The organism is Streptomyces rugosispiralis (genome assembly GCF_024505145.1).
Lineage (GTDB): Bacteria > Actinomycetota > Actinomycetes > Streptomycetales > Streptomycetaceae > Streptomyces > Streptomyces rugosispiralis.
This window is the reverse complement of the sequence record NZ_JANIAA010000054.1, coordinates 1-19,192: the sequence shown is the minus strand read 5'-3', so window position 1 is coordinate 19,192 and position 19,192 is coordinate 1. Positions and strand designations below refer to the sequence as shown.

The following is a 19,192-nucleotide window of genomic DNA, read 5'->3' as shown; positions in this document are numbered from 1 at the left end:
CCGGTCTTGGCACTCGACTTCCGGGTGCGCACCACCCCCGGTCGCAGGACCGCGCAACTCGCCGTCCACTGCCGATTCGCCCTGTACCTGGAGGACATCGCCAGCTACGCCGAGCACATGGACTACCTGCGCGGCGACGAAGGCCCCTCCGGCGCACAGGCACGGCCGGGAGAGCTGCTGGGCGTCTGGCGCCGCCACGACGTTCACGTGCCCGACCTGGTGATCGAAGTGCCGCTCGGGGAAGGCGACCTCGATCCGCACGCGCTCAGCGAGGCCCAGCAGGTGCTGGACCGGGCGGTCCGCCGCGCGGTGGACGCGCACTTCGCCCGCCCCGAGGCCCGTCGCCCGCTCACCGCGGGGCCGCAGAGCCGCCAGGGGCGGCGCAGGCGCAACGTGCTCCCGCGGAGGCCATGGCCGACGAGGATGCCTTCCACCGCCACGTCGCAGCACTGCTGGACCGCGACACAGCCCCTTGCGCACCCCAGCTGGTGCTGTCCGCCCACGCCCAAGCCCTGGACGGCGGCGACCACCTCATACGCGTCTCCCTGCACAACCAAAGCGACACGGCGCAGAGCGACTGGCAGGATCTCTCTGTGTACGACTGCCGCTTCGCGGTCCTTCCCGGAGACGGCATCAGCATCGTGCCCCAGCGCTTCCACCTCGCCCCCCGCGACTACCGGTTGGAGGCGCTGGCGGAGGTGATCGGTCGCGGTACCGGCTGCGCAGCAGTTCCCCACGGCAGCGGTCTGCGGACCGAGACCCTGCCCGTCCATGTCCAACGCACCGTCGTGCCCCGCCAAGCCGGGGTGCGGCACCCGCGGTGGCGTGAGCTCGCCGACGACCCGGCCCCGATCCTGGACTCCGTCGAGGTCGCGATGGCCCGCTACTCCCGAGAGTTCGCCGCCGCCTGCCGTGCCGCCCAGCAGCTGCCGCACCACAAGGCCATCGAAGCCGACCGCGCCCAGTTCGACGACGAGGCCAGACGGTTCGGCCTCGGCCGCGAGTGCCTGGACCTGGATCCGGACCTCAAACTCGCCTTCCGGCTCGCCAACGAGGTCTTCGCCCGCGTCAACGACGGCCGCACGTACGACAGTTGGCGGCTCTACCAGCTGGTCTACATCGTTTCTCACCTGCCGGCCCTCGCCGTGCGCGAGCACCCGCAGCGGGTGGACCTGCGCGCTGAACTCGACCACACCGACGTGCTGTGGTTCCCCGCGGGCGGGGGAAAGACCGAGGCGTACCTGGGGCTGATCCTCACGGCCCTGTTCTACGACCGGCTGCGAGGCAAGCACGCAGGGGTCACCGCCTGGCTGCGCTTCCCGCTGCGCATGCTCAGCGTGCAGCAACTCGACCGCACCCTGCGCATGCTGATCGCCGCCGAGGAGCTCCGCGCCGAACGCCGGATCGGATCCCCCCACGACGACCCGTTCGCGCTCGGCTACCTGGCCGGCGGGACGGGCAGCCCCAACGACCTCCACTGGGATGGAGGCTGGTGGCGCGGATGGGAGCCCGAGGCCGCCGCCACCCGGGCGGGGACCTTCGCCGAAGACCACCTGCGCGACCGGCTCGTGATCACCTGCCCCTACTGCGAGCGCGACAGCGTACGGCTGCGCCTGGACACCGACGCGGTCCGTCTGCATCACGAGTGCGCCGCCTGCCAGCGGATCCTGCCCCTGCACGTGAGCGACGTCGAGGTCTACCGCACCCTGCCGGCGATCGTCATCTCCACCGTCGACAAGCTCACCGGGCACAGCTGGTTCCCCGAGTTCACCGCGTTCCAGCACGGGCCGAGGTACCGCTGCGCCGAGCATGGCTACTTCTCCTTCCCGCGTTTCGGGGTCTGCTCGGCCGGGCCGGACCACTGCACCGCGCCGAAGGGCGGCTACCCGGCGGCCCGCCCGATCAAGGACCCGGTACCGGCACTGACGGTGCAGGACGAGATGCACCTCCTTAAGGAGGAGCTCGGCGCGTTCAACGCGCACTACGAAGGCATGATCGCCGAACTCCAGTCAGGAGCAGGCAGCGGCCTGCCCAGCAAGGTACTGGGCGCCTCCGCCACCATCGAGCAGTACCAGGACCAGCTCCGTCAGCTCTACGGCCGCCGTCCCCGTGCCTTCCCCGCACCGGGATGGACACTCGGCGAGAGCTTCTACACCACGACCCGGCCCGACTTCCGGCGCGTTCACATCGGAGTGCTCCCGCACAAGCGCCGCAAAGCCGACGTCGCCGCGATCGTGCAGGGCGAGCTCCTCACCGAAATCGCCCGGCTCCAGGAGGAGCCGAAGGCCCTGCGCGAGCGCCTCGCCCTGCACGGGCTGCCCGACTCGGACCTCCCACGGCTCCTCTTCCCCTACGAGGTCTCCTTGGCCTATGTGAACAGCAAGCAGCACGGCACCCAGCTCGACGAGGAGCTCGGCCAGCTCTCCGACGACCTGCAGCACGCTGGACTCGACCGCGTCGAGCACGCGGTGCTCACCGGCGAAGTCCCGGTCCCCGACCTCGCCGCGGCCATCGCCCGGGTCCAACGCGAGCACCTGGACACCCCGCGAGGAGAGCGGCTGCGCGCCCTAGTCGGCACCAGCGTGCTCAGCCACGGGGTGGACCTCGAGCGACTCAACCTCCTGGTCCTGGCCGGCATGCCGCCGACCGCCGCCGACTACATCCAGGTCACCGCCCGGGCCGGGCGGACCCACGCAGGCATCGTCGTCACCGTCTACGACCCCGTCTCGCGCCGCGAACGCTCCATGTTCTCCAACTTCCTGAGCTACCACCGCCTGCTCGACCGCATGGTCACCCCCGTGCCCATCAACAAGTACGCCTACTTCGCAGCCCGACGCACCCTACCCGGCATCGTGCTGGCGCTGCTCCACGACGCCGCCCGCGACCCCGCGCTGAAGCCACCACCGGAAGGAGCCGACTACTCCAAAGACTTCAAGCGCTGGTGGAGCGCCCAACGACCACTCCTCGACCCCTGGTTGGAACGACGGATCCCAGCCTGCTACCGCGAGCGCGTGGAGGGCGTCAATGGGCGCGGACTGGAGAACGACCTCGTTGAGCGGATCATGGAAACCTGGCGGCAGGAGGAACGACCCAACCTCAACAAGGGCGCAGAGGAAAAGCGCACCGCCTACCTGTTCCTCCAACAGCCGCTCACCAGCTTCCGCGACATCGACAAAAGCACATCGTTCCAGTCACTGACCAGCAGCCAGGACGCCTTCACAGCGCTCGCAACCAACACCGCCGACAGCAAGGGGGGCGAGGATGAACCGCAGCCGTAGCCAGGCCATGACCGCCTTCCTGCCCGGTGCTGTTTTCCGCCACGAACAGCGGCTGCGAGGCAGGGTCCAGGCAGTCGACGGGGACGTGGTCAAAAAACTCAACGAAGACGTCATCTTTGACGAGATCTCCCGCTACCTGGAGCGCTGGAGCGAAGACGCCAGAGCCGCCCTGCCCCTGCCGCAGGGCCGACTGCGGCAGAACTTCGTCCTGGTCAGCCCCGACCTCGTCCGCTTCGAGGTGTTCCCGCTCGTCCTCGAATGCGTCCGCCGCTCCTGCCGCCGCGTACGCACATACGTGAAGGCCCAGCAACTCGCGGCCGACCCCCGGTGCCGCACCTGCGGCGCACCGCTGCGGCAACTCCCGTACTTCAACGCGCACAACTGCGGACGCGTCCGCCCCATGTACGTGCCCAAGTGCCGTGTCCCCGAGCACGGCTACGACCACATCGTGTTCGAGAACACCGGAAGCTTCGTCACCGCCCTCTGGCGCTGCGTCGGCCCAGGCTGCGGCGGCGCGAAACTCCAGGGCACCTCGCAGTCCCCCTGCGGCTGTGAGTGGAAGGACGCAGCCGGCCGCGCCATGATGCGGGCAAGGACGTTCAACGACACCCGCGCCTACCAGGTCCACGCCCTCCAGCTCGTCAACATCGACAATTCCGAGTTCCGGCAGTACCAGCGCCACCCCCAGCGCGGCCGGATCGCGGCCGCCCACTACCTGAGCCTGATCGACTCCCTGGCCCAGGGCCTCGGCGACGCCTCCCAGAGCGTCACGGTGCCGCGCCTGTCCCCGCAGGAATGGCAGCAGAGAGAACAGCAACTGCGCCAGATCCACATGGGGGAGGAGGCGATCGAGCAGCTCCGCAGAATGATGGGCCCCGAGGAGAGCGGCCTGGCTGCTCTGCCCAGTACAGACGCCGACTACGCGCGGTGGGAACTGCTCGGTGCAGACCGCCCCTTCGTGGAACGCGCAGCCGTCTTCGACCCCGCCCAGATCCAGCGCATTACCCTCGACGACCAGTGTGCACGCTTCGCTGAGCTCCAGGACCGGCTGGCCCAGCAGACCACGGAACGCGCCCGCGAGCAGGCCCACACCCTAGGGATCGCAGAGATCGCGGTCACCTGGGAGTTCCCCGTAGCCCGAATCGCCTTCGGCTACACCAGAGAAGAGCACGAGCCCGAGCGGGGCGTCCTGACAGGCTTCCACAACAAGTACCACCACGACGGAAAGTATCCGGTCTACGTCGCAGCATCGGACACCGAAGCCCTCCTGGTCACCTTCTCCGCACGTTCCGTCCTGTCGTTCCTGAACGCCAAAGGACTCACCGTCGGGGCGGCCGAAGATGAATCGGCGGCCCGCCAGCGGCTACTGGAACTGTTCACGGACCAGGATGACCCCGAAGCCGCCCGCGCGGCAGCAACCGTACACACGGTCATCCACACCCTCGGCCACCTTCTGCTTCGGTCCCTGGACGACGGCCAAGTAGGACTGGCCGAGAACACGCTCGCCGAATGGGTCGTCACGAAGGCGCTCACCGTGGCCATCTACGCCGACAACGTTCGCGAATTCACCCTCGGATCACTGTGGACCCTTCTCAGCAACCGCGTGCTCAGCTGGCTGGAGAGCACCGCCGACTCGGTGCTCAGCTGCGAGAACGACCCGCTGTGCCATCAGTCCTCACCACGCTGCTGTGAACGCTGCGTCTACCTCACTTTCGGCTGCCAGTTGTTCAACGACGACCTCGACCGGGGCCTTGCCGCAGAGTTCCTCCGCCATGCCGCCGCCTCGAGCCACACATGACCGACGAACTGCGACCGCTGGTCCCGCTCGCCCAGCTACTGGAGCGCCTCGCGGGCAGCTACGTGGCAGCTGCCGAATGGACACGGGAGATCGCCAGAGCCGATACCCTTGACGCCCTCCGCGTGCACGGGGTCGCAGACGATCACGCTATCGCCGTACGCCAGCTCGCCGTCGAGTGCGGGCTACTGGGCTCAGGCCGGCAGGCAGGGCTCGTCCCTGCCCGCCTCTCTCAACTCCAGGTGCTCCTGGACGTCCTGGACGGCCTTGACCCACCGCCCGCAGCACCACCATCCGAGCGCCCCCTGGTGTTCACCACCCCGCGAGCCGCCGCCCACCTGGTAGCGCCCCCCGTCCGACGCCTGGACCTGCTGGTCCAGGACGTCATCGCCGGAGCCAACAGCGAACTCCACATCGGCGGCCCCTTCTGGAACCGCCATGGCTGCGACCTACTGCGCGAGGTTCTGCTGCCCGCCGTCGCCGAGCGCCAGGTCGCCGTCCACTTCTACGCCCACGACCCGAGCAGCCGGGCCCAACCCCTGAACGACCTCGTCAAAGACTGCGCCGACTACGGAAGAACGTCCTTGTACTGGTGGACCGGGGCCAACCCCGGCATCATGCACGCCAAGTTCGTAGTCGCCGACCGCGCCACCGGCTACTTCGGCAGCGCGAACCTGTCCTCCCTCGGTCTTCAAGAGCACTTCGAGATCGGCATGGAACTGGGAAGCGCCCAGGCATCCTCACTGGTGGACTTGTGCACCCGGCTGCGCCAGGAAGGCTTCTTCGCTCAGGTCACCGAGGGGCCGGGACGCGCACCGGACCCGCTCGTCCTCGTGGAGACCGCCGACGGGAAACGTCGCTTCGGCCAGTTGCGATCCTGGCACACCACTAGGGACGGCCGCCGTGAAGCGGACGTGCTGTGCCGCCTTTCGGACGACGCTCTGCGGTCAGCCAGAGTCCGCGTCGATGAGAGCCGCATCCGGCTCTTTCCCGGCGTCGACTACGCCAACGTGCCGACAGACGGCGCCCGTGCAGGCGACGGCGAAACCGGATCCACCGGGTAGTTCGCGACACGAGGCGAACGGCCTGTTGCCCGCTCCGGCTCGATTCAGCGGCCGAGTTGGGCCGTTGCGGCGTCGATCTCCTTCATGGTGATGTTCTCGCTGACGCTGCGGATCGCGATGACGGCGGCGGTGGAGATGACGTAGGTGAGGGCTTTGAAGTAGCCGCCGGTGCGCCGGTGTAGTTCGGCGGCGTGCTGGCTCAGGGCGTTTTCCTCGAGTCGGTACAGGCTCAGGTCGGCCTCGAAGCTTGCCAGGACGCGCCGGAACATCTCCTGTTCCTCGGTCTTGGTGCCCAAGGGGAGAGGGTGCAGCCAGGTCACCGGTAGCAGCGCGGTGGGGGAGGGCGAGACGGGTTTGGCCGGCCGTCCCGCCTGTTCGAGGCGTACCCGGTTCTCCTCGCTGACCCGGGTCAGGTCTCCGGCCAGGATGCGGGCCTGGTGCAGGCGGTGGCTGGCGCCGGTGCCGCAGAAGACGATAGAGATGCCCAGCTTGTCGCGCAGATACTCGAAGTAGGGCAGCACGTTCGCCAGGTGCTGCGGCGAGGCGCGGTTAATGTCGTCGATGAGCAGCAGACGGGTCTGTGCTGTCTCCAGGACGTAGTTGACCGGCAGGGTCACGTCCTGGTGCTTGCGCATCTCCAGGACTTCCTGGAGGTTTTTCGGCTCGGGGTTGAGACCCAGGTAGGAGCCGATCTCCCAGATCCAGTTCACCTTCGGCTCCGGGTCCGCGGGGGTGGTGATGTGCACCACCGGGATCGTGTTCTGCTGCCTGCCGTTCGTGACGGCTTCGATCTCCTTTTGTGCGGTGCGTCCCATCGCCCGCAGCAGGCAGGTCTTGCCGGTGCCCGGGGGTCCGTCGATGACTTGGTCCATCAGCCCGTCACGGCACCCGCTGTTGCGGTGGACCGCCTCGACGACCGTCTCCTGCATGTGGGTCGTCGCGTCGGTGGACACCATCCGCAGATGTCGGTGGTAGGCGATGGCCTGTTCGTCTTTCTTCCTGTCCTCAGTGGGACTGCTGCCCGCCGACAGGACGGGCGGCTCCACTTTCTCGTCGACGAAGTGGGTCCAGCCGGTGAGCTGGAACAGCGGCAGGGGCCGCATCGGGGTTTCTTTCAGCTGCTGGCGCAGGCGGGCTTCACGTTTGGCACGCAGTTCGATGGTTGCCTTCATCATGCTTCTTTCTCGTCACGGTCCTGGCCCACACCGGCAGACCGGCTCCGGGCAGGGAAACCTGTCGGCCCCGGGGCGGCCTGCGGCTGCATGGTTCACGGCCCCTGTCACCGGTCGCCTACATCTCCCATACGTCGCCCTCGTCCTCGGCACCGTCATCACCGTCCGGATCGAGGTCGTCGAGGAGTTCCGCCTCGACGACCTCGCAGGCAGCTGCCGGTGTTCCGGCCGTGGAGGCGTCCAACGTGCTGCCATCGCCGTCGTCGGGGAAGAGCGCTGCCAGCGGATGCGGAGCCTGCCCGCTGTCCGACGGCTCCGTGCCGCCCGTGCCTGCGGGCAGCGCCGACGGGGCGGGTACGGGCGGAGGAGCCAGAGGAGAGATGGGCTGCGCCGGGTAGGGCCGCAGCGTCGACAGGTCGAACTCCTCCAGACCCGCGTAGCGGTCCTGGGACGGCTGTTCGGTCTCCAACTCCAGCCCCTGGAAGGGTGGTTCGGTGCCGGTGCGCTTCGGCGGCGGCCTGCGACTGCGCCGTCTGCGGTCACGCTGTGCTAGGGACAGGGCGATAGCCTCCTCGTCCTCCTCGCTGCCGCCGGCCGCACGGTGCCGCTCGGCGTGCTCCTGCCACATGTCCGCCGTCCACGGGTCGGTGAGCAGGTGCCGCAGCCGGAAGTCGCAGGTCACCCAAGTGCCGGCCGTGTGGTCATACAGCCACACCCGCTCGGGGTGGTAGGGATCAAAGCGGCATTCCCACTGATCCTTGCTGCCGGGCAGCTTCGAACCGCCGCGCAGGAGGATCTCGCGGTAGTGTCCGGCATCCTGCGCGACAGGCTGATAGGTCCGGTAGTCGATCATGAAGCCGCCCTTGCCGGGGGTGACCCACCGCGGCAGTAGGAAGAAGCGATTCTGGGCGGGTGAGAGCGGCACGGGCCGGTAGCCACTGCGGGCGACCTGCACGGTGTACATGTCGTTGGGGGACAGCACGATGCCTGGACGGAAGGGGTCACGCAGCCCCGCATCAGGGGTCCGCTGGTACTCCAGAGCCACCCACTCCTGGGCCATCTGCTGGAGCTCGGCAATCGTGTACAGCGGCATCCGCTCGATGCCACGGCCCCGTTTTTTGTGGCTCCGGCCCTGCCAGCCATGCCGTACGTACTGGCTGAAGCGATGCGCGAGGGTGATGAAGAAGCTCTCGGCGAGCGGCTTGTCACGAGTCGTCGACTGCACCCGATCAGCACGGTCGGCCCGGAGTTGTGCGGGTCACTCACCCGTTCCACCCGTGGGCCGGGCGGGAGTTCACCTTCGTCGACCGGCGTGTGGCCTGGGACGAGGACCGGGTCGCCCTCGCGGACGGGAACGGGGAGGTGGTCTCGCTGCCTGCGGCCTGGACGGACGTCGACCCCGTCGATCCGTTCGTCATGATGGCTGCGGGCCGCTGCCCGTTCCGGGTGACGGACCTCCTGGCCGCCGTCGATCTGATCGACGCTCTTCGCGTACGGGCGTCGGGAGGATGATGCCGTGACCGTCGTCTGATCCACGCCCGGCCAGACGGCGGGGTTGATCGACGGCGCGTGGAGGCGGTCAGCGGGAGCACTTCTGATCTGCTGGTTTGCCTCCGCGCGCCTGCTTTGCGGTCTTGGCCGCGCCGAGTGATGGCGCGAACCTGGTGACACGACCGAGTCACTGGGGAGGCGGACGCGATGACGGTGACTGCGAAGGACCCGAAGGTTGCCGCGCTCGCGGCGTCGAGATCGCTGAATCCGTATCCGGAGAAGGTGACCGACGAGGTGTTCCTGGCCTCGCCGTTCTGCGACCCGCGCGACCTGGTGCAGGTCAAGTACGAGATGGTGCGGCGCGTCCGCGTCGACAAGGTGCCCGTCGCCCGGGCGGCCCGCGCCTTCGGCTACTGCCGCCAGGCGTTCTATGAGATCGCCGCCGCCCTGGACGCCGGCGGCCCGTCGGCTCTGGTTCCCGGCAAACCGGGCCCGAAGGGGCCCGTCAAGCTGACCCCACCGGTCATGAACCGCATCGACGCCTGGCTGGCCGCCGATGGTGCGCTGACCTCGAAGGACATCAGCCAGAAGGTCGCCGAGGAGTTCGGCTTCACCGTCCACCCGCGGTCCGTCGAGCGCGCACTCGCCCGGCGGCGCGAGCCGGAGAGCGTCCCTGAAGACGAGCCCATATCCCGCTGCCGCCCAAGGCGGTAACGCCACGGCCGTCGCCGAGTACGAGCAACTGCGCGAGAGTGCGGGCCGCGGCTGCCGTCGCAACGGGATGGGTGTGCTCGTGGCCCGTGGCATGGTCGCCTTCCTCCGGGTGGCTGCCTGTCTGGCCGTCGCGGCAGCGCCGAGGTGCCTGGCCCCGCTGGCCGTCGAAACGGCGGCCGCCACATTGGATGCGGAGGTCATCCGGGTGTGGTCCCGAATGGTCCTGGCTCACGCCAACTCGCCCTGATCCGCGCTGATATGAAGGTGCACGGGAGCCGCATGAACGACCAGCTGTTCGGCCCGGCCGCCAAGGTGACGGCCGCCCACCTCGCCCGGGACGCGTACTTGTATGTCCGGCAGAGCTCGCTCAAGCAGGTCCTGAACAACACCGAGTCGACGGTGCGGCAGTACGGCCTGAAGGAACGGGCTATCGCGCTGGGCTGGCCGGCCGACCGGATCCACGTCATCGACACCGACCAGGGCCAGTCCGGCGCCACGGCCGCCGACCGGGAGGGCTTCCAGAAGCTGGTCACCGAGGTCGGCATGGGACACGCCGGAATCGTGCTGGGTCTGGAGGTGAGCCGCCTGGCGCGGAACAGCGCCGACTGGCACCGGCTGCTGGAGATCTGTGCGATGTCCGGGACGCTGATCCTGGACGAGGACGGCCTTTACGACCCCTGCGACTTCAGAAGCTGTTTCTCATCCCCTCCCCTGAGTGCGGGGCTCGGTGGGTGGCTGGTGTCGACCGGCGGTCGACGGCCGTCTACCTTTACGGGTCGGCTGCACACCGACTTCCCCCGCGCGTTGTACGAGATCGGCGAGGACCGGGACAACCGGGTGCTGGTGCTGGTGCTGACCGGTACCGGGGGTCTGCTTCCTGCTCTCCGAGGACGCCAGATTCATCACCGGCCCGACCCTGCGCGTCGACTGCGGTGCGAGTGTGGGATGACCGATCCCGACAGCGAAGCGCCCCGTGTCCTGGTCGAACAGGACACGGGGCGCTTCGTTTCGGGTCAGTTGACGCTCTGTCCGCCGTCCACCATGACCGACTGTCCGGTGACGAAGGAGGCCCGGTCGGACAGGAGGAAGAGAACCACCTGGGCGACCTCGTGCGCCTCGCCGACGCGGCCGAGGGGGATGTTCTCTCCGTGCGGGTGGTGCTCGGAGCCGTCCTCCTTCTTCGTGATGCCGCCCTCGGTCAGCGGTGTGCGGATGATGGTCGGGTTCACGGTGTTGACCCGGATTGCGTCGGGCCCGAGCTCCACCGCCGCCGCGCGGGCGAGTGCGGCGACGCCGCCCTTGCTGGCGCTGTAGATGGAGATGCCCGGTGTGCCGAGTTCGGCGAATACCGATCCATTGACGACGATCGCTCCACCCTCGCCCTGTCGCTTCATCTCGTCGGCCTCGGCCTGTAGGTAGAAGAACGTACCCTTCAGATTGCCGTCCATCAGGTGGTCCCAAGCCTTCTCGTCCAGCTCGGTCAGCGGGCCGACCGCGGCGGTGCCGGCGTTGTTGAAGGCCAGGTCGAGGCGGCCGAAGTGGTCGACGACCTGCCGCACCACGTCCCTCGCGCCGCCGAAGTCCGTGGCGTCGGCCTTAACGAACAGTGCCTCGCCGCCGCTCCGCGTGATCTCCTCGACCACGTCCTGGCCCGCGTCCTCCCGGCGGCCGGTGATCGCCACCTTCGCACCTTCCTGTGCGAACAGGAGCGCGCTGACCCGGCCGATCCCGGACGTTCCCCCGGTGATCAGAGCAACCTTGCCGTCCAACATTCCCATGGTTCTTTTCCACTCCGTCTTGGAATTCGCTGCATGCGAGATAGGGACCCGGCTTCGAAATCGGTGCCGACTTTTCCGGCCGGGTGCCAGGCCACCCCGTGGCCTGCCGAGCGGTTATAGCGTTCGCTTGTCCGGTGGGATTCCGTGTAGGCCATAGGCCGTCGTGATGGCTGGTATAAGCCCGCCGTGTGCCGTCTGGAGAATCTGTCGGCAGTTACTCCGTTCGGCTGACTGCGCTGAGTTCCGCGTTCTCGACTGAGCGCCCTGCCCCGGAGCAGTTGCGGGGCCTTGTCGGCGGTGATGCTGTGGAAGTGCGACGGCCGTACCTGCTGTGCCTTGATGTCCCCTCCTCAGGGGTGGGGCGTGGTCCCCGATACAGCGGCCGTTCTGTGCCCGTACACCGATCGCGTATCTCGACATCGGCGGAAGGAATCAGCCATGACGTCTGCGTCCCTGCAGGGGAAGGTCGCGCTCGTGACCGGGGCAACCAGCGGCATCGGAGCTGCGACAGCGGAGGCGCTGGCCGAGCGCGGCGCGCACGTGCTGGTGGCCGGCCGTGATCCCACCCGTGGCGAGAGCGTCATCGGGGCGATCCGGGGGCGTGGCGGGAAGGCAGACTTCGTGAGCGCCGATCTGCGCGACGCCCAGGCGGTACGACGGCTTGCACACGACGCCCTGGGGCTGGGCGGCGGCCGGGTCGACGTCCTGGTCAACAACGCGGGGATCTACCCTTTCGGGCCGACGAAGGACACGGAGGAACGCCTCTTCGACGCGGTGTACGCGCTCAACGTCAAGGCCCCGTTCTACCTGGTGGCCGAACTCGCCCCGGGGATGGCCGACCGGGGCGGCGGAGCGATCGTCAACGTGAGCACCATGGCGGCCGCGCTCGGCTTCTCGGGCATGGCGTTGTACGGGTCGAGTAAGGCCGCCGTGAACCTCCTGACCAAGGCATGGGCAGCTGAGTACGGCCCACAGGGAGTGCGGGTCAACGTCGTACAGGTCGGTCCCACCCGCACCGAGACCACCGCTGAGGCGGAGGAGGACCTGCAAAGCCTGGCTGCTCAGGCGCCTGCCGGACGGCCGGCGTCGGCCGCGGAGATCGCGGCGGCGATCGTGTACCTCGCCGACGACGGGGCAAGCAGCTTCGTACAGGGCGCGGTCCTGCCCGTCGACGGCGGGCGCACCGCCGTCTGACCCCACACATCGCCCAGCCGCCTCGCCGCCGCGACGGTCAGCCGGTGGACGGCTGCTCGAACGCGGCGATCAGGCGTCCCAGATCCTGCCGCCGCGAATCCGCCGGCCACACCGCCCATGTACGGCGAATGAGAGGGTGCCCGACCAGCGGCGACCACGCCACACCCTCGGGAATGGGCTGCGACCAGTCCGGCGGGGCCAGCGCGAAGGCCCGCCCAGCACTGACGGCCGCCAGTTTCACCTCGGCGATCAGCCGCTGCCCCTCCGGCGCCTGAGCTCCAAGGCCGAGGCCGTGGGTGCGCAGGATCGCCGTCAGCTCGTCGTACCAGGCGCGGCTGTCCGAGCGCGGAAACGCCACCCATTCCAGCCCGGCCAGCGCATCCAGCGTGATCCCCTCCGGCCCGGACAGCTCCGCCGCCTGCTCGGCGGCCACGAGCACGCCCAGCCGTTCGGTGTTGACCAGCATCGCGTCGAACTCCTGCCCGGCCGGACGCTCCCGCAGCAGCCCCAGGTCCAGTTCGCCGGCGTGCAGCGCGGCCAGCTGCTCGGACGTGGACAGATGGCGGGCCTGCACCCGGGTATCAGGGCAGGCTTCGGCCAGCTCCGTGAGCGCGGGACTCAGCAGCCGCGAGGGGAACTCCAGCGGAATGCCGATCCGCAGCACGCCGCCACCCCCGCCGACGTACCGGGCCATCGCCCGCAATGCCTGATCACGCCGGGCAAGCAGCGCACGCGCCTCCCCGAGCAGGGTGACGCCCGCATCCGTGGGCCGCACGCCGGTGCTGCTGCGCACCAGCAGCTTCACCCTCAGCTCCCGCTCCAGACCACCGACCGTCTGGGACAGCGCCGGCTGGCTGACGTGCAACCGCCGGGCCGCGGCCGAGAAGCCGCCCTCCTCGACCACTGCCACAAAGGCGTGCAACTCCCGCAACTCCATGCCCCCATCGCATCACGCCAAATACGCCGGATCCACGACCGGCCACAGCCTTGCCTTATGGCGCCCATAACGTCCGGTGCGGAGGCTACAGCCGCTGCCATACCGCCATACCGACGACAGCGAGAACGGCAGACCGCCCCGCGTCGTGCGCGGGGCGGGGGCCGGAGCTGCGCAATGCCGCCAAGGCGTGGCCAAGGCCGCATGGGCTGCGGGGCGCAGCGCCGCCCCACGGCCTCGTGGCCTTGCGTCACTTACTGTTCGGTGGGGCCCAGGGCCATGAAGCCGCCGTCCACGGGGAGGGTGACGCCGGTGATGTAGGCGGCACGGGGCGAGGCAAGGAAGACGATGGCTTCGGCGATCTCGCGAGCCGCGCCAAGGCGTCCCAGCGGCACCTTCGCCCCCAACGCCTCGAAGTCCTCCTGGCCGACCATGTTCGCCACGTTCTCGGTGTCCGTGTGGCCGGGGGCGACCGCGTTGAAGCGCACTCCACGCTTGCCGAACTCGACGGCCCAGGCGCGGGTGAACGAGTCCACGGCCGCCTTCGAGGCGCCGTACACGGACGTGCCGGCCATGCCGGTCAGACCGGCGACCGTGGTGACACTGACGACGCTGCCGGATCCCTTGGCCGCCATCTTGGCTACCAGTGTCTGGGTGAGGAAGTAGGTGCCGCGCACGTTGGTGTCGAGCATGGTCTCGAAGGTGTCCAGGCTCTGCTCGAGCGTGGGGGCGAATGGGTAGGCGCCGGCATTGTTGACCAGGATGTCCACCTCACCGGCCTCGTCGGCCAAGTGCCGGACCGAATCCAGATCGCTGAGGTCTGCTGCGATGAACCTGGCCTTGCCACCAGCGGCCTCGATAGCCGCGACGGTCTCCGTGCCCTTGGCGGCATTGCGGCCGGAGACAATGGTGAACGCGCCCTCCCGGGCCAGCAGGAGAGCCGTCTCGCGACCGATGCCCGACGTGCTGCCGGTGACGAGAGCGGTCTGATTTTCGAACTGCATGAGAAGCACCTTCCCACAGGACCGGTACGGCCCCGCAGCCATTGGGTACGAAATATGTCGTGCCTACTCTCAGGCGCCTTCCGAATTCCGGCAAGCCGACCCTAGAGCGGTTCAGCCTTTCCAATTCCTGGCCTCATCAGAGAATTCCGATCCGCGATCGTCCCCGCTTCTGGCTGCCATAAACCGAACCTTTATTCGCCCCGGAACGCGTCGAAGTCTCTGCCCACTCAGCATCCGGAAAGTGAGGGGTTGAACGGGAGCGCGGGCGGTCCCGTGTCCTGTGGCCCCGTCGCCTCCTCCGTGAGGTGACCCGAGTCCCCAAGCCCGCGCCTTCCAAAGAGCGCGACTTGGCCACAGACGGATCCGAGGCCCCATTTTCTCCGGAGCCCGCTGCGTCGTTCAGAGCGCCGCACACGCTCCGGGCGGTCCGGGCGGCCCGGGCGCCGGTCAGAAGCGGAGCTTATGACCGCTCCTCGCGAGGCGTATGGCCACGGGAGAGGAACTGCGCTCATCTCGCGGTTACATGATCCATGCAGCACACGGATGCACTTCCGGCTTGCGTCGCGCGGCGAGATGGGCCGCCCAATGGCGAGCCGTTCATGCTCGGGAAGCCACCTGGGCGACCCACCCCATGGAGTCCTCCATGTCACGGCTTCCTCAGACCCAGCCCGCCGAGGCGACCGGCGCCGCGCCTCGAAGCCCTCGCCCAGGTCCGCAAGACCCTCGGCTCCGTCCCAAACACGACCAAGGTCATGGCCAACAGCCCCGCACTGGTCAACGGCTGGCTGGCGCTGTCCGACACACTGAGCGAGGGCGTGATCCCCGCCCCCGTCCGTGAACGGCTGGCGATCGCCACCGCCCAGTACAACAATTGCGAGTACTGCCTGTCCGCCCACATCTACATAGGGGCGCACGTCGCCAAGGTCGACGCCGAGGCACTGGAGCGGGCCCGCGACGCCGAGTCCTCCGACCCGCACACCGCCGCACTGATTGCCCTCTCCGGCGCCATCTCCCACAGCCGCGGCAGCATCGACGAGACGCAGCTGAAAGCAGCCCGGGCCCGCGTCACCGACACCGAGATGGCCGAGGTCGTGGGCAATCCGGCGCTGAACATCCTCACCAACTACTTCAACCTCCTCGCCGACACCGACAACGAGTGGGCGGCCGTCACCCCGCGCACTCACAACTGATCACTACGGTCCCTGGATAGCCGCCGGGCCCGGGCCGCGACGGGACGCGTGAGGACCCGCTCGACGGACGCGGCATCAACCGTTGTCAGGCAATCCCGGGGACAGCTCGGGATCCGTTCCGATCGTGATGTGAGGTAACAAATGAGCGAATCACCCGAAAACCAGGAAGTCACCGCCTACGACGTGGTCGTGGTGGGCGCCGGTCCGGTCGGCCAGAACGTCGCCGACCGCGCCCGTGCGGCCGGGCTGTCCGTGGCCGTCGTGGAGCGGGAACTCGTCGGCGGCGAATGCTCCTACTGGGCGTGCGTGCCCAGCAAGGCTCTGCTGCGGCCGGTCATCGCGGTCGCTGACGCGCGACGGGTGGACGGCGCCCGGCAGGCCGTCACCGGCCGTCCCGACACCGACGGCGTCTTTGCCCGCCGCAACCGCTACGTCACCGACTGGGACGACTCCGGACAAGCACGGTTGGTCAAATCCATCGGCGCCGACCTCTTCCGCGGCCACGGCCGCCTCGACTGCCCACGCCAGGTCACCGTCACCCGTGACGACGGCACACGCCAGACCCTTACGGCCCGGCACGCGGTGGCCATCGCCACCGGCAGCCGACCGAATCTCCCCGATATACCGGGCATCAAGGAGGCCCGCCCCTGGACCAACCGGCACGGCACCGACTCCAGCACCGTGCCCGCCCGGCTCGCCGTCGTCGGTGGCGGCGGAGTAGGCGTCGAGATGGCCACCCTCTGGCAGGGCCTCGGCGCCCAGGTCACCCTGCTCGCCCGGCGCCGCCTAATCCCCCGCTTGGAGCCCTTCGCCGGCGACCTGGTCGCCCAGAGCCTGAGCGAGGCGAGCGCGGACGTACGGACCGGCGTGCAGGTGACTGCTCTGAGCCGACCGGAACGCGAGGGCCCGGTCACCCTCACCCTCGACGACGGCAGTGAGCTGGAGGCCGACGAGGTGCTGTTCGCCACCGGCCGCACCCCTGCCACCAGCGACATCGGGCTGGGCACTGTCGGCCTCACCCCCGGCTCCTGGCTGGACGTGGACACCACCTGTCTGGTCAAGGATGTCGACGGTGACTGGCTCTATGCGCTCGGCGACGTCAACCGCCGCGCCCTGCTCACCCACCAGGGCAAGTACCAGGCCAGGACCGCCGGCGATGCCATCGCCGCCCGCGCCGCCGGCCGGCTGTTGGACGACGCCCCGTGGGGCGACCACGCCACCACCGCCGACCAGCACGCCGTACCCCAGGTCTTCTTCACCGACCCCGAAGCGGCCGCGGTGGGCCTGACCGCAGAGCAGGCCGAGCACGCAGGCCACCGCATCACGACCGTCGACCTCGACTTCAACGCCGCCCAGGGCGCCAACCTCTACGCCGACGGCTACCGTGGCCACGCCCGGCTGGTCGTCGACGTCGACCGGGAGATTCTGCTCGGAGCGACCTTCGTCGGCCCGGGCGTCAGCGAGCTCCTGCACTCGGCCACCATCGCGGTCGCCGGCGAGGTCCCGCTCAAGCGGCTCAGGCACGCGATCGCCTGCTTCCCGACCGTCAGCGAGATCTGGCTCTTCCTCCTCGCCGCCTACCAACGAAACCAGGAGGCGTCAAAGATCGGCTCGGCATGATGCCGTCGCCACAGGCCGAGAGTCCTCGACGTGGACCGGTCTGCCGGGCGAGGAGCAGAACGGCCCGCGACGGGCACTTGGCCATCCAGGGGAGATACTCGCAGGGCAAGGGGGAATGTGACGACAAGGGCCGGGTGAGACGAGCCTGAGCATGTCCGCCCGGCTCCCGCCAGCTCCGTAGACGCGGTCCCCTGGGGGTACATGGCCCGCACGTTGAGGGCTGGTCCTGTGACCAGGTGGCTGACGACCGAGGAACAGCGGGCATGGCACCTGGCACGTCAAAAGTGCGACGCTGAAGATGCCGCACGGTACGAAGGCGACGCTCTGGTTATCGGCGCGGCGAGTTGCAACGGCCCCTGGTAGCCTTCAGGCCGCCGGGGCCGTTGCGAACATGGTGTCGCTTTCGTCGTCACTCTCTCGTGTGCGTCTCGGTGATGGCGACGCGCGTGAGGAACTGCCAGGTGATGTTGTTGACCGAGCGGGGCAGGCTGCAGCTAGGGCGTGCGTCGTAAATCCTGTCGTTCGTGCAGAGCACGGGCGCGCGGCGTCTGGTGCGGCGCGATAAGGATGCGCCGCGAGCATCCGAAATATTTGTTTGATCCTTTAGTCAGCTGTTTGAGATATTTGTTGCCATGCCCCAAGCGATCTTGCATACCGAACGGGTCCATCTGGTTCCGCTGTCCGCTGAGCATCTTGAGTATCAGGTCGAGCTCGATTCCGATCCCGAAGTGATGCGCTACCTGGGCGGGGCTCTCACCCGTCAACAGGTGGAGAAGGAGCTCCACGAGGCTCTTGCGGACGCAGACCGGGCTGCGGGCCTGGGGTACTGGGCCGGGTTCGTCGAGGGGCACTTTGCCGGCTACTGGATTCTGCGGCCACCGGGCCCCATCGACCAGGAACCGGCGGAAGGGCAGGGCGAACTCGGGTATCGGCTGCTGCGATGCCACTGGCGGCAAGGACTCGGCAGCGAGGGATCCCGTGAGCTGATTCGGCACGGGTTCGAAGACCTCGGGCTGACCCGGATCTGCGCCATGACAGCGGCGGACAACACCGCCTCGCGGGCGACGATGGCCGCTGCCGGGTTGCAGCACGTGCACGACTTCCGTGCGGACCCCAGCGATTTCCCGCCGGGGACCGACCTTCGCGCAGTCGAGTACGCGATCGTCCGAGAGCAGTGGAAGGGTCCGAACGGCCGACGGTGGTGAGCTGGTGCTTGGTGTAGCTGGCGGTCTCCTCCTTCGTCATCATGGGCATCTGGTAGCAGATCGAGATCCGCTGGTCTAAGCGGCCAGGACGCCGTGCGCTTGCACAGCGGGGATGTCCTGCCGTACTCAGGGAAGGTGCTGCGGCTGCCGGGGAAGGCCCCGGATCTTGGCTGCCCCCGCGTCTCGTCCGGAGCGAGCGGCATGCTTCAGGGACAGGAGGTTGGGGGCGGTGGCATAGATCTGGAGCCGTTCAAGGAACCGGCAGTGGGCCTGGACCTCTGCATGCTGCCTCTTCAGCACTCGTAGGCGTCCGCGGACCGGATGTGTGAGGCTCGCCTCGCCTCTTCCTCTCCGCCCTCGTGCAGGCCCTCGGTGACACCGCATCGGGCACATGCCCGGCCGCTCAGTCGTCGATCCTGCTCGGGCGTCATGTGGAGGAGATCCAGGACCTTGGCGCGGACGTCGAGGAATGCCGGAGAGCTTGAGGACGGCAGGATCGCGTGGGCTAGAGGTTGCCTGGAGCGGGGCATGAGCACCGTCGGTCGTAGTGAGGCCGCCCGGTGGCGCCGCGGGGAGAGTGCTGTCGGGCGACCGTCCGACGTGCCTGCCCACGGTCAGTCGCGCCCATTCCAGACATCACTCGTATGGGGGTTATCAAGGTCATGCGGCCCGTGCGGCCAAGGACCGAGTGAGGGGGACCCGGTCCTTCTTCCCACGAGTGAGACGGCGGCTCATCAGCGTGATCGCCGCCCA

General features: G+C 68.6%; 14 protein-coding genes and 1 pseudogene. 10 read left to right on the top strand and 5 right to left on the bottom strand.

Annotation, left to right across the window (positions count from 1 at the left end; all coding sequences use genetic code 11):
* The first annotated feature begins 410 nt into the window (after positions 1-410).
* From NP777_RS42480 to NP777_RS42470, 3 genes are read left to right on the top strand one after another with little or no spacing between them, the layout of a single operon-like run.
* Positions 411-3,278 carry a helicase-related protein gene (locus NP777_RS42480; protein WP_256655547.1) on the top strand — a complete coding sequence of 956 codons (2,868 nt, stop codon included), beginning with the start codon at positions 411-413 and terminating at the stop codon, positions 3,276-3,278.
* Complete coding sequence (locus tag NP777_RS42475; RefSeq protein ID WP_256655546.1) at positions 3,262-5,076, top strand: hypothetical protein; 1,815 nt, start codon at positions 3,262-3,264, stop codon at positions 5,074-5,076. Before NP777_RS42480 ends, NP777_RS42475 begins: the two co-directional genes overlap by 17 nt.
* On the top strand, positions 5,073-6,137 hold the full coding sequence (locus tag NP777_RS42470; RefSeq protein WP_256655545.1) for a phospholipase D-like domain-containing protein: 1,065 nt from the start codon (positions 5,073-5,075) through the stop codon (positions 6,135-6,137). Before NP777_RS42475 ends, NP777_RS42470 begins: the two co-directional genes overlap by 4 nt.
* Before the next feature lie 44 nt (positions 6,138-6,181).
* On the opposite strand, the gene NP777_RS42465 is transcribed toward NP777_RS42470, so the two are convergent.
* Together NP777_RS42465 and NP777_RS42460 are read right to left on the bottom strand one after the other, a co-directional pair.
* Positions 6,182-7,312, bottom strand: coding sequence for an AAA family ATPase (locus tag NP777_RS42465; RefSeq protein ID WP_256655544.1), 1,131 nt, complete (start codon positions 7,310-7,312; stop codon positions 6,182-6,184).
* Positions 7,313-7,427: 115 nt separating this feature from the next.
* Entirely contained in the window at positions 7,428-8,534 is a 1,107-nt protein-coding gene (locus tag NP777_RS42460) for a hypothetical protein (protein WP_256655543.1), read from the bottom strand.
* A gap of 26 nt (positions 8,535-8,560) precedes the next feature.
* Between NP777_RS42460 and NP777_RS42455 the strand changes: the two genes are divergently transcribed.
* The 3 genes and pseudogenes from NP777_RS42455 to NP777_RS42445 form a co-directional block, all read left to right on the top strand.
* On the top strand, positions 8,561-8,821 hold the full coding sequence (locus NP777_RS42455) for a DUF5372 family protein (RefSeq protein WP_256655542.1): 261 nt from the start codon (positions 8,561-8,563) through the stop codon (positions 8,819-8,821).
* A 186-nt stretch (positions 8,822-9,007) separates the two neighbouring features.
* The gene (locus NP777_RS42450) at positions 9,008-9,514 is read left to right on the top strand and encodes a helix-turn-helix domain-containing protein (RefSeq protein ID WP_256655541.1); all 507 of its coding nucleotides are present in this window, start codon (positions 9,008-9,010) and stop codon (positions 9,512-9,514) included.
* A 258-nt stretch (positions 9,515-9,772) separates the two neighbouring features.
* A pseudogene (locus NP777_RS42445) lies at positions 9,773-10,105 on the top strand (recombinase family protein); the annotation flags it as partial.
* Positions 10,106-10,527: 422 nt separating this feature from the next.
* On the opposite strand, the gene NP777_RS42440 reads toward NP777_RS42445, so the two are convergent.
* Positions 10,528-11,292, bottom strand: a complete 765-nt coding sequence (locus tag NP777_RS42440; RefSeq protein ID WP_256655540.1) for an SDR family NAD(P)-dependent oxidoreductase — start codon at positions 11,290-11,292, stop codon at positions 10,528-10,530.
* 438 nt (positions 11,293-11,730) lie between these two features.
* Between NP777_RS42440 and NP777_RS42435 the strand changes: the two genes are divergently transcribed.
* Positions 11,731-12,486, top strand: coding sequence for an SDR family NAD(P)-dependent oxidoreductase (locus NP777_RS42435; protein ID WP_256655539.1), 756 nt, complete (start codon positions 11,731-11,733; stop codon positions 12,484-12,486).
* A gap of 37 nt (positions 12,487-12,523) precedes the next feature.
* On the opposite strand, the gene NP777_RS42430 is transcribed toward NP777_RS42435, so the two are convergent.
* Both NP777_RS42430 and NP777_RS42425 read right to left on the bottom strand, forming a co-directional pair.
* Positions 12,524-13,423, bottom strand: coding sequence for a LysR family transcriptional regulator (locus NP777_RS42430; protein WP_256655538.1), 900 nt, complete (start codon positions 13,421-13,423; stop codon positions 12,524-12,526).
* A 251-nt stretch (positions 13,424-13,674) separates the two neighbouring features.
* Complete coding sequence (locus NP777_RS42425; protein ID WP_256655537.1) at positions 13,675-14,424, bottom strand: SDR family NAD(P)-dependent oxidoreductase; 750 nt, start codon at positions 14,422-14,424, stop codon at positions 13,675-13,677.
* Positions 14,425-15,176: 752 nt separating this feature from the next.
* Between NP777_RS42425 and NP777_RS42420 the strand changes: the two genes are divergently transcribed.
* The 3 genes from NP777_RS42420 (at position 15,177) to NP777_RS42410 (ending at position 18,439) form a co-directional block, all read left to right on the top strand.
* Entirely contained in the window at positions 15,177-15,614 is a 438-nt protein-coding gene (locus tag NP777_RS42420; RefSeq protein WP_256655536.1) for a carboxymuconolactone decarboxylase family protein, read from the top strand.
* A gap of 141 nt (positions 15,615-15,755) precedes the next feature.
* Positions 15,756-17,234: a dihydrolipoyl dehydrogenase family protein gene (locus tag NP777_RS42415; protein ID WP_256655535.1), complete on the top strand. Its 1,479-nt coding sequence runs from the start codon at positions 15,756-15,758 to the stop codon at positions 17,232-17,234.
* 632 nt (positions 17,235-17,866) lie between these two features.
* A complete protein-coding gene (locus tag NP777_RS42410; RefSeq protein WP_256655534.1) occupies positions 17,867-18,439 on the top strand; it encodes a GNAT family N-acetyltransferase in 573 nt (190 codons plus the stop codon).
* Positions 18,440-19,192 lie beyond the last annotated feature (753 nt).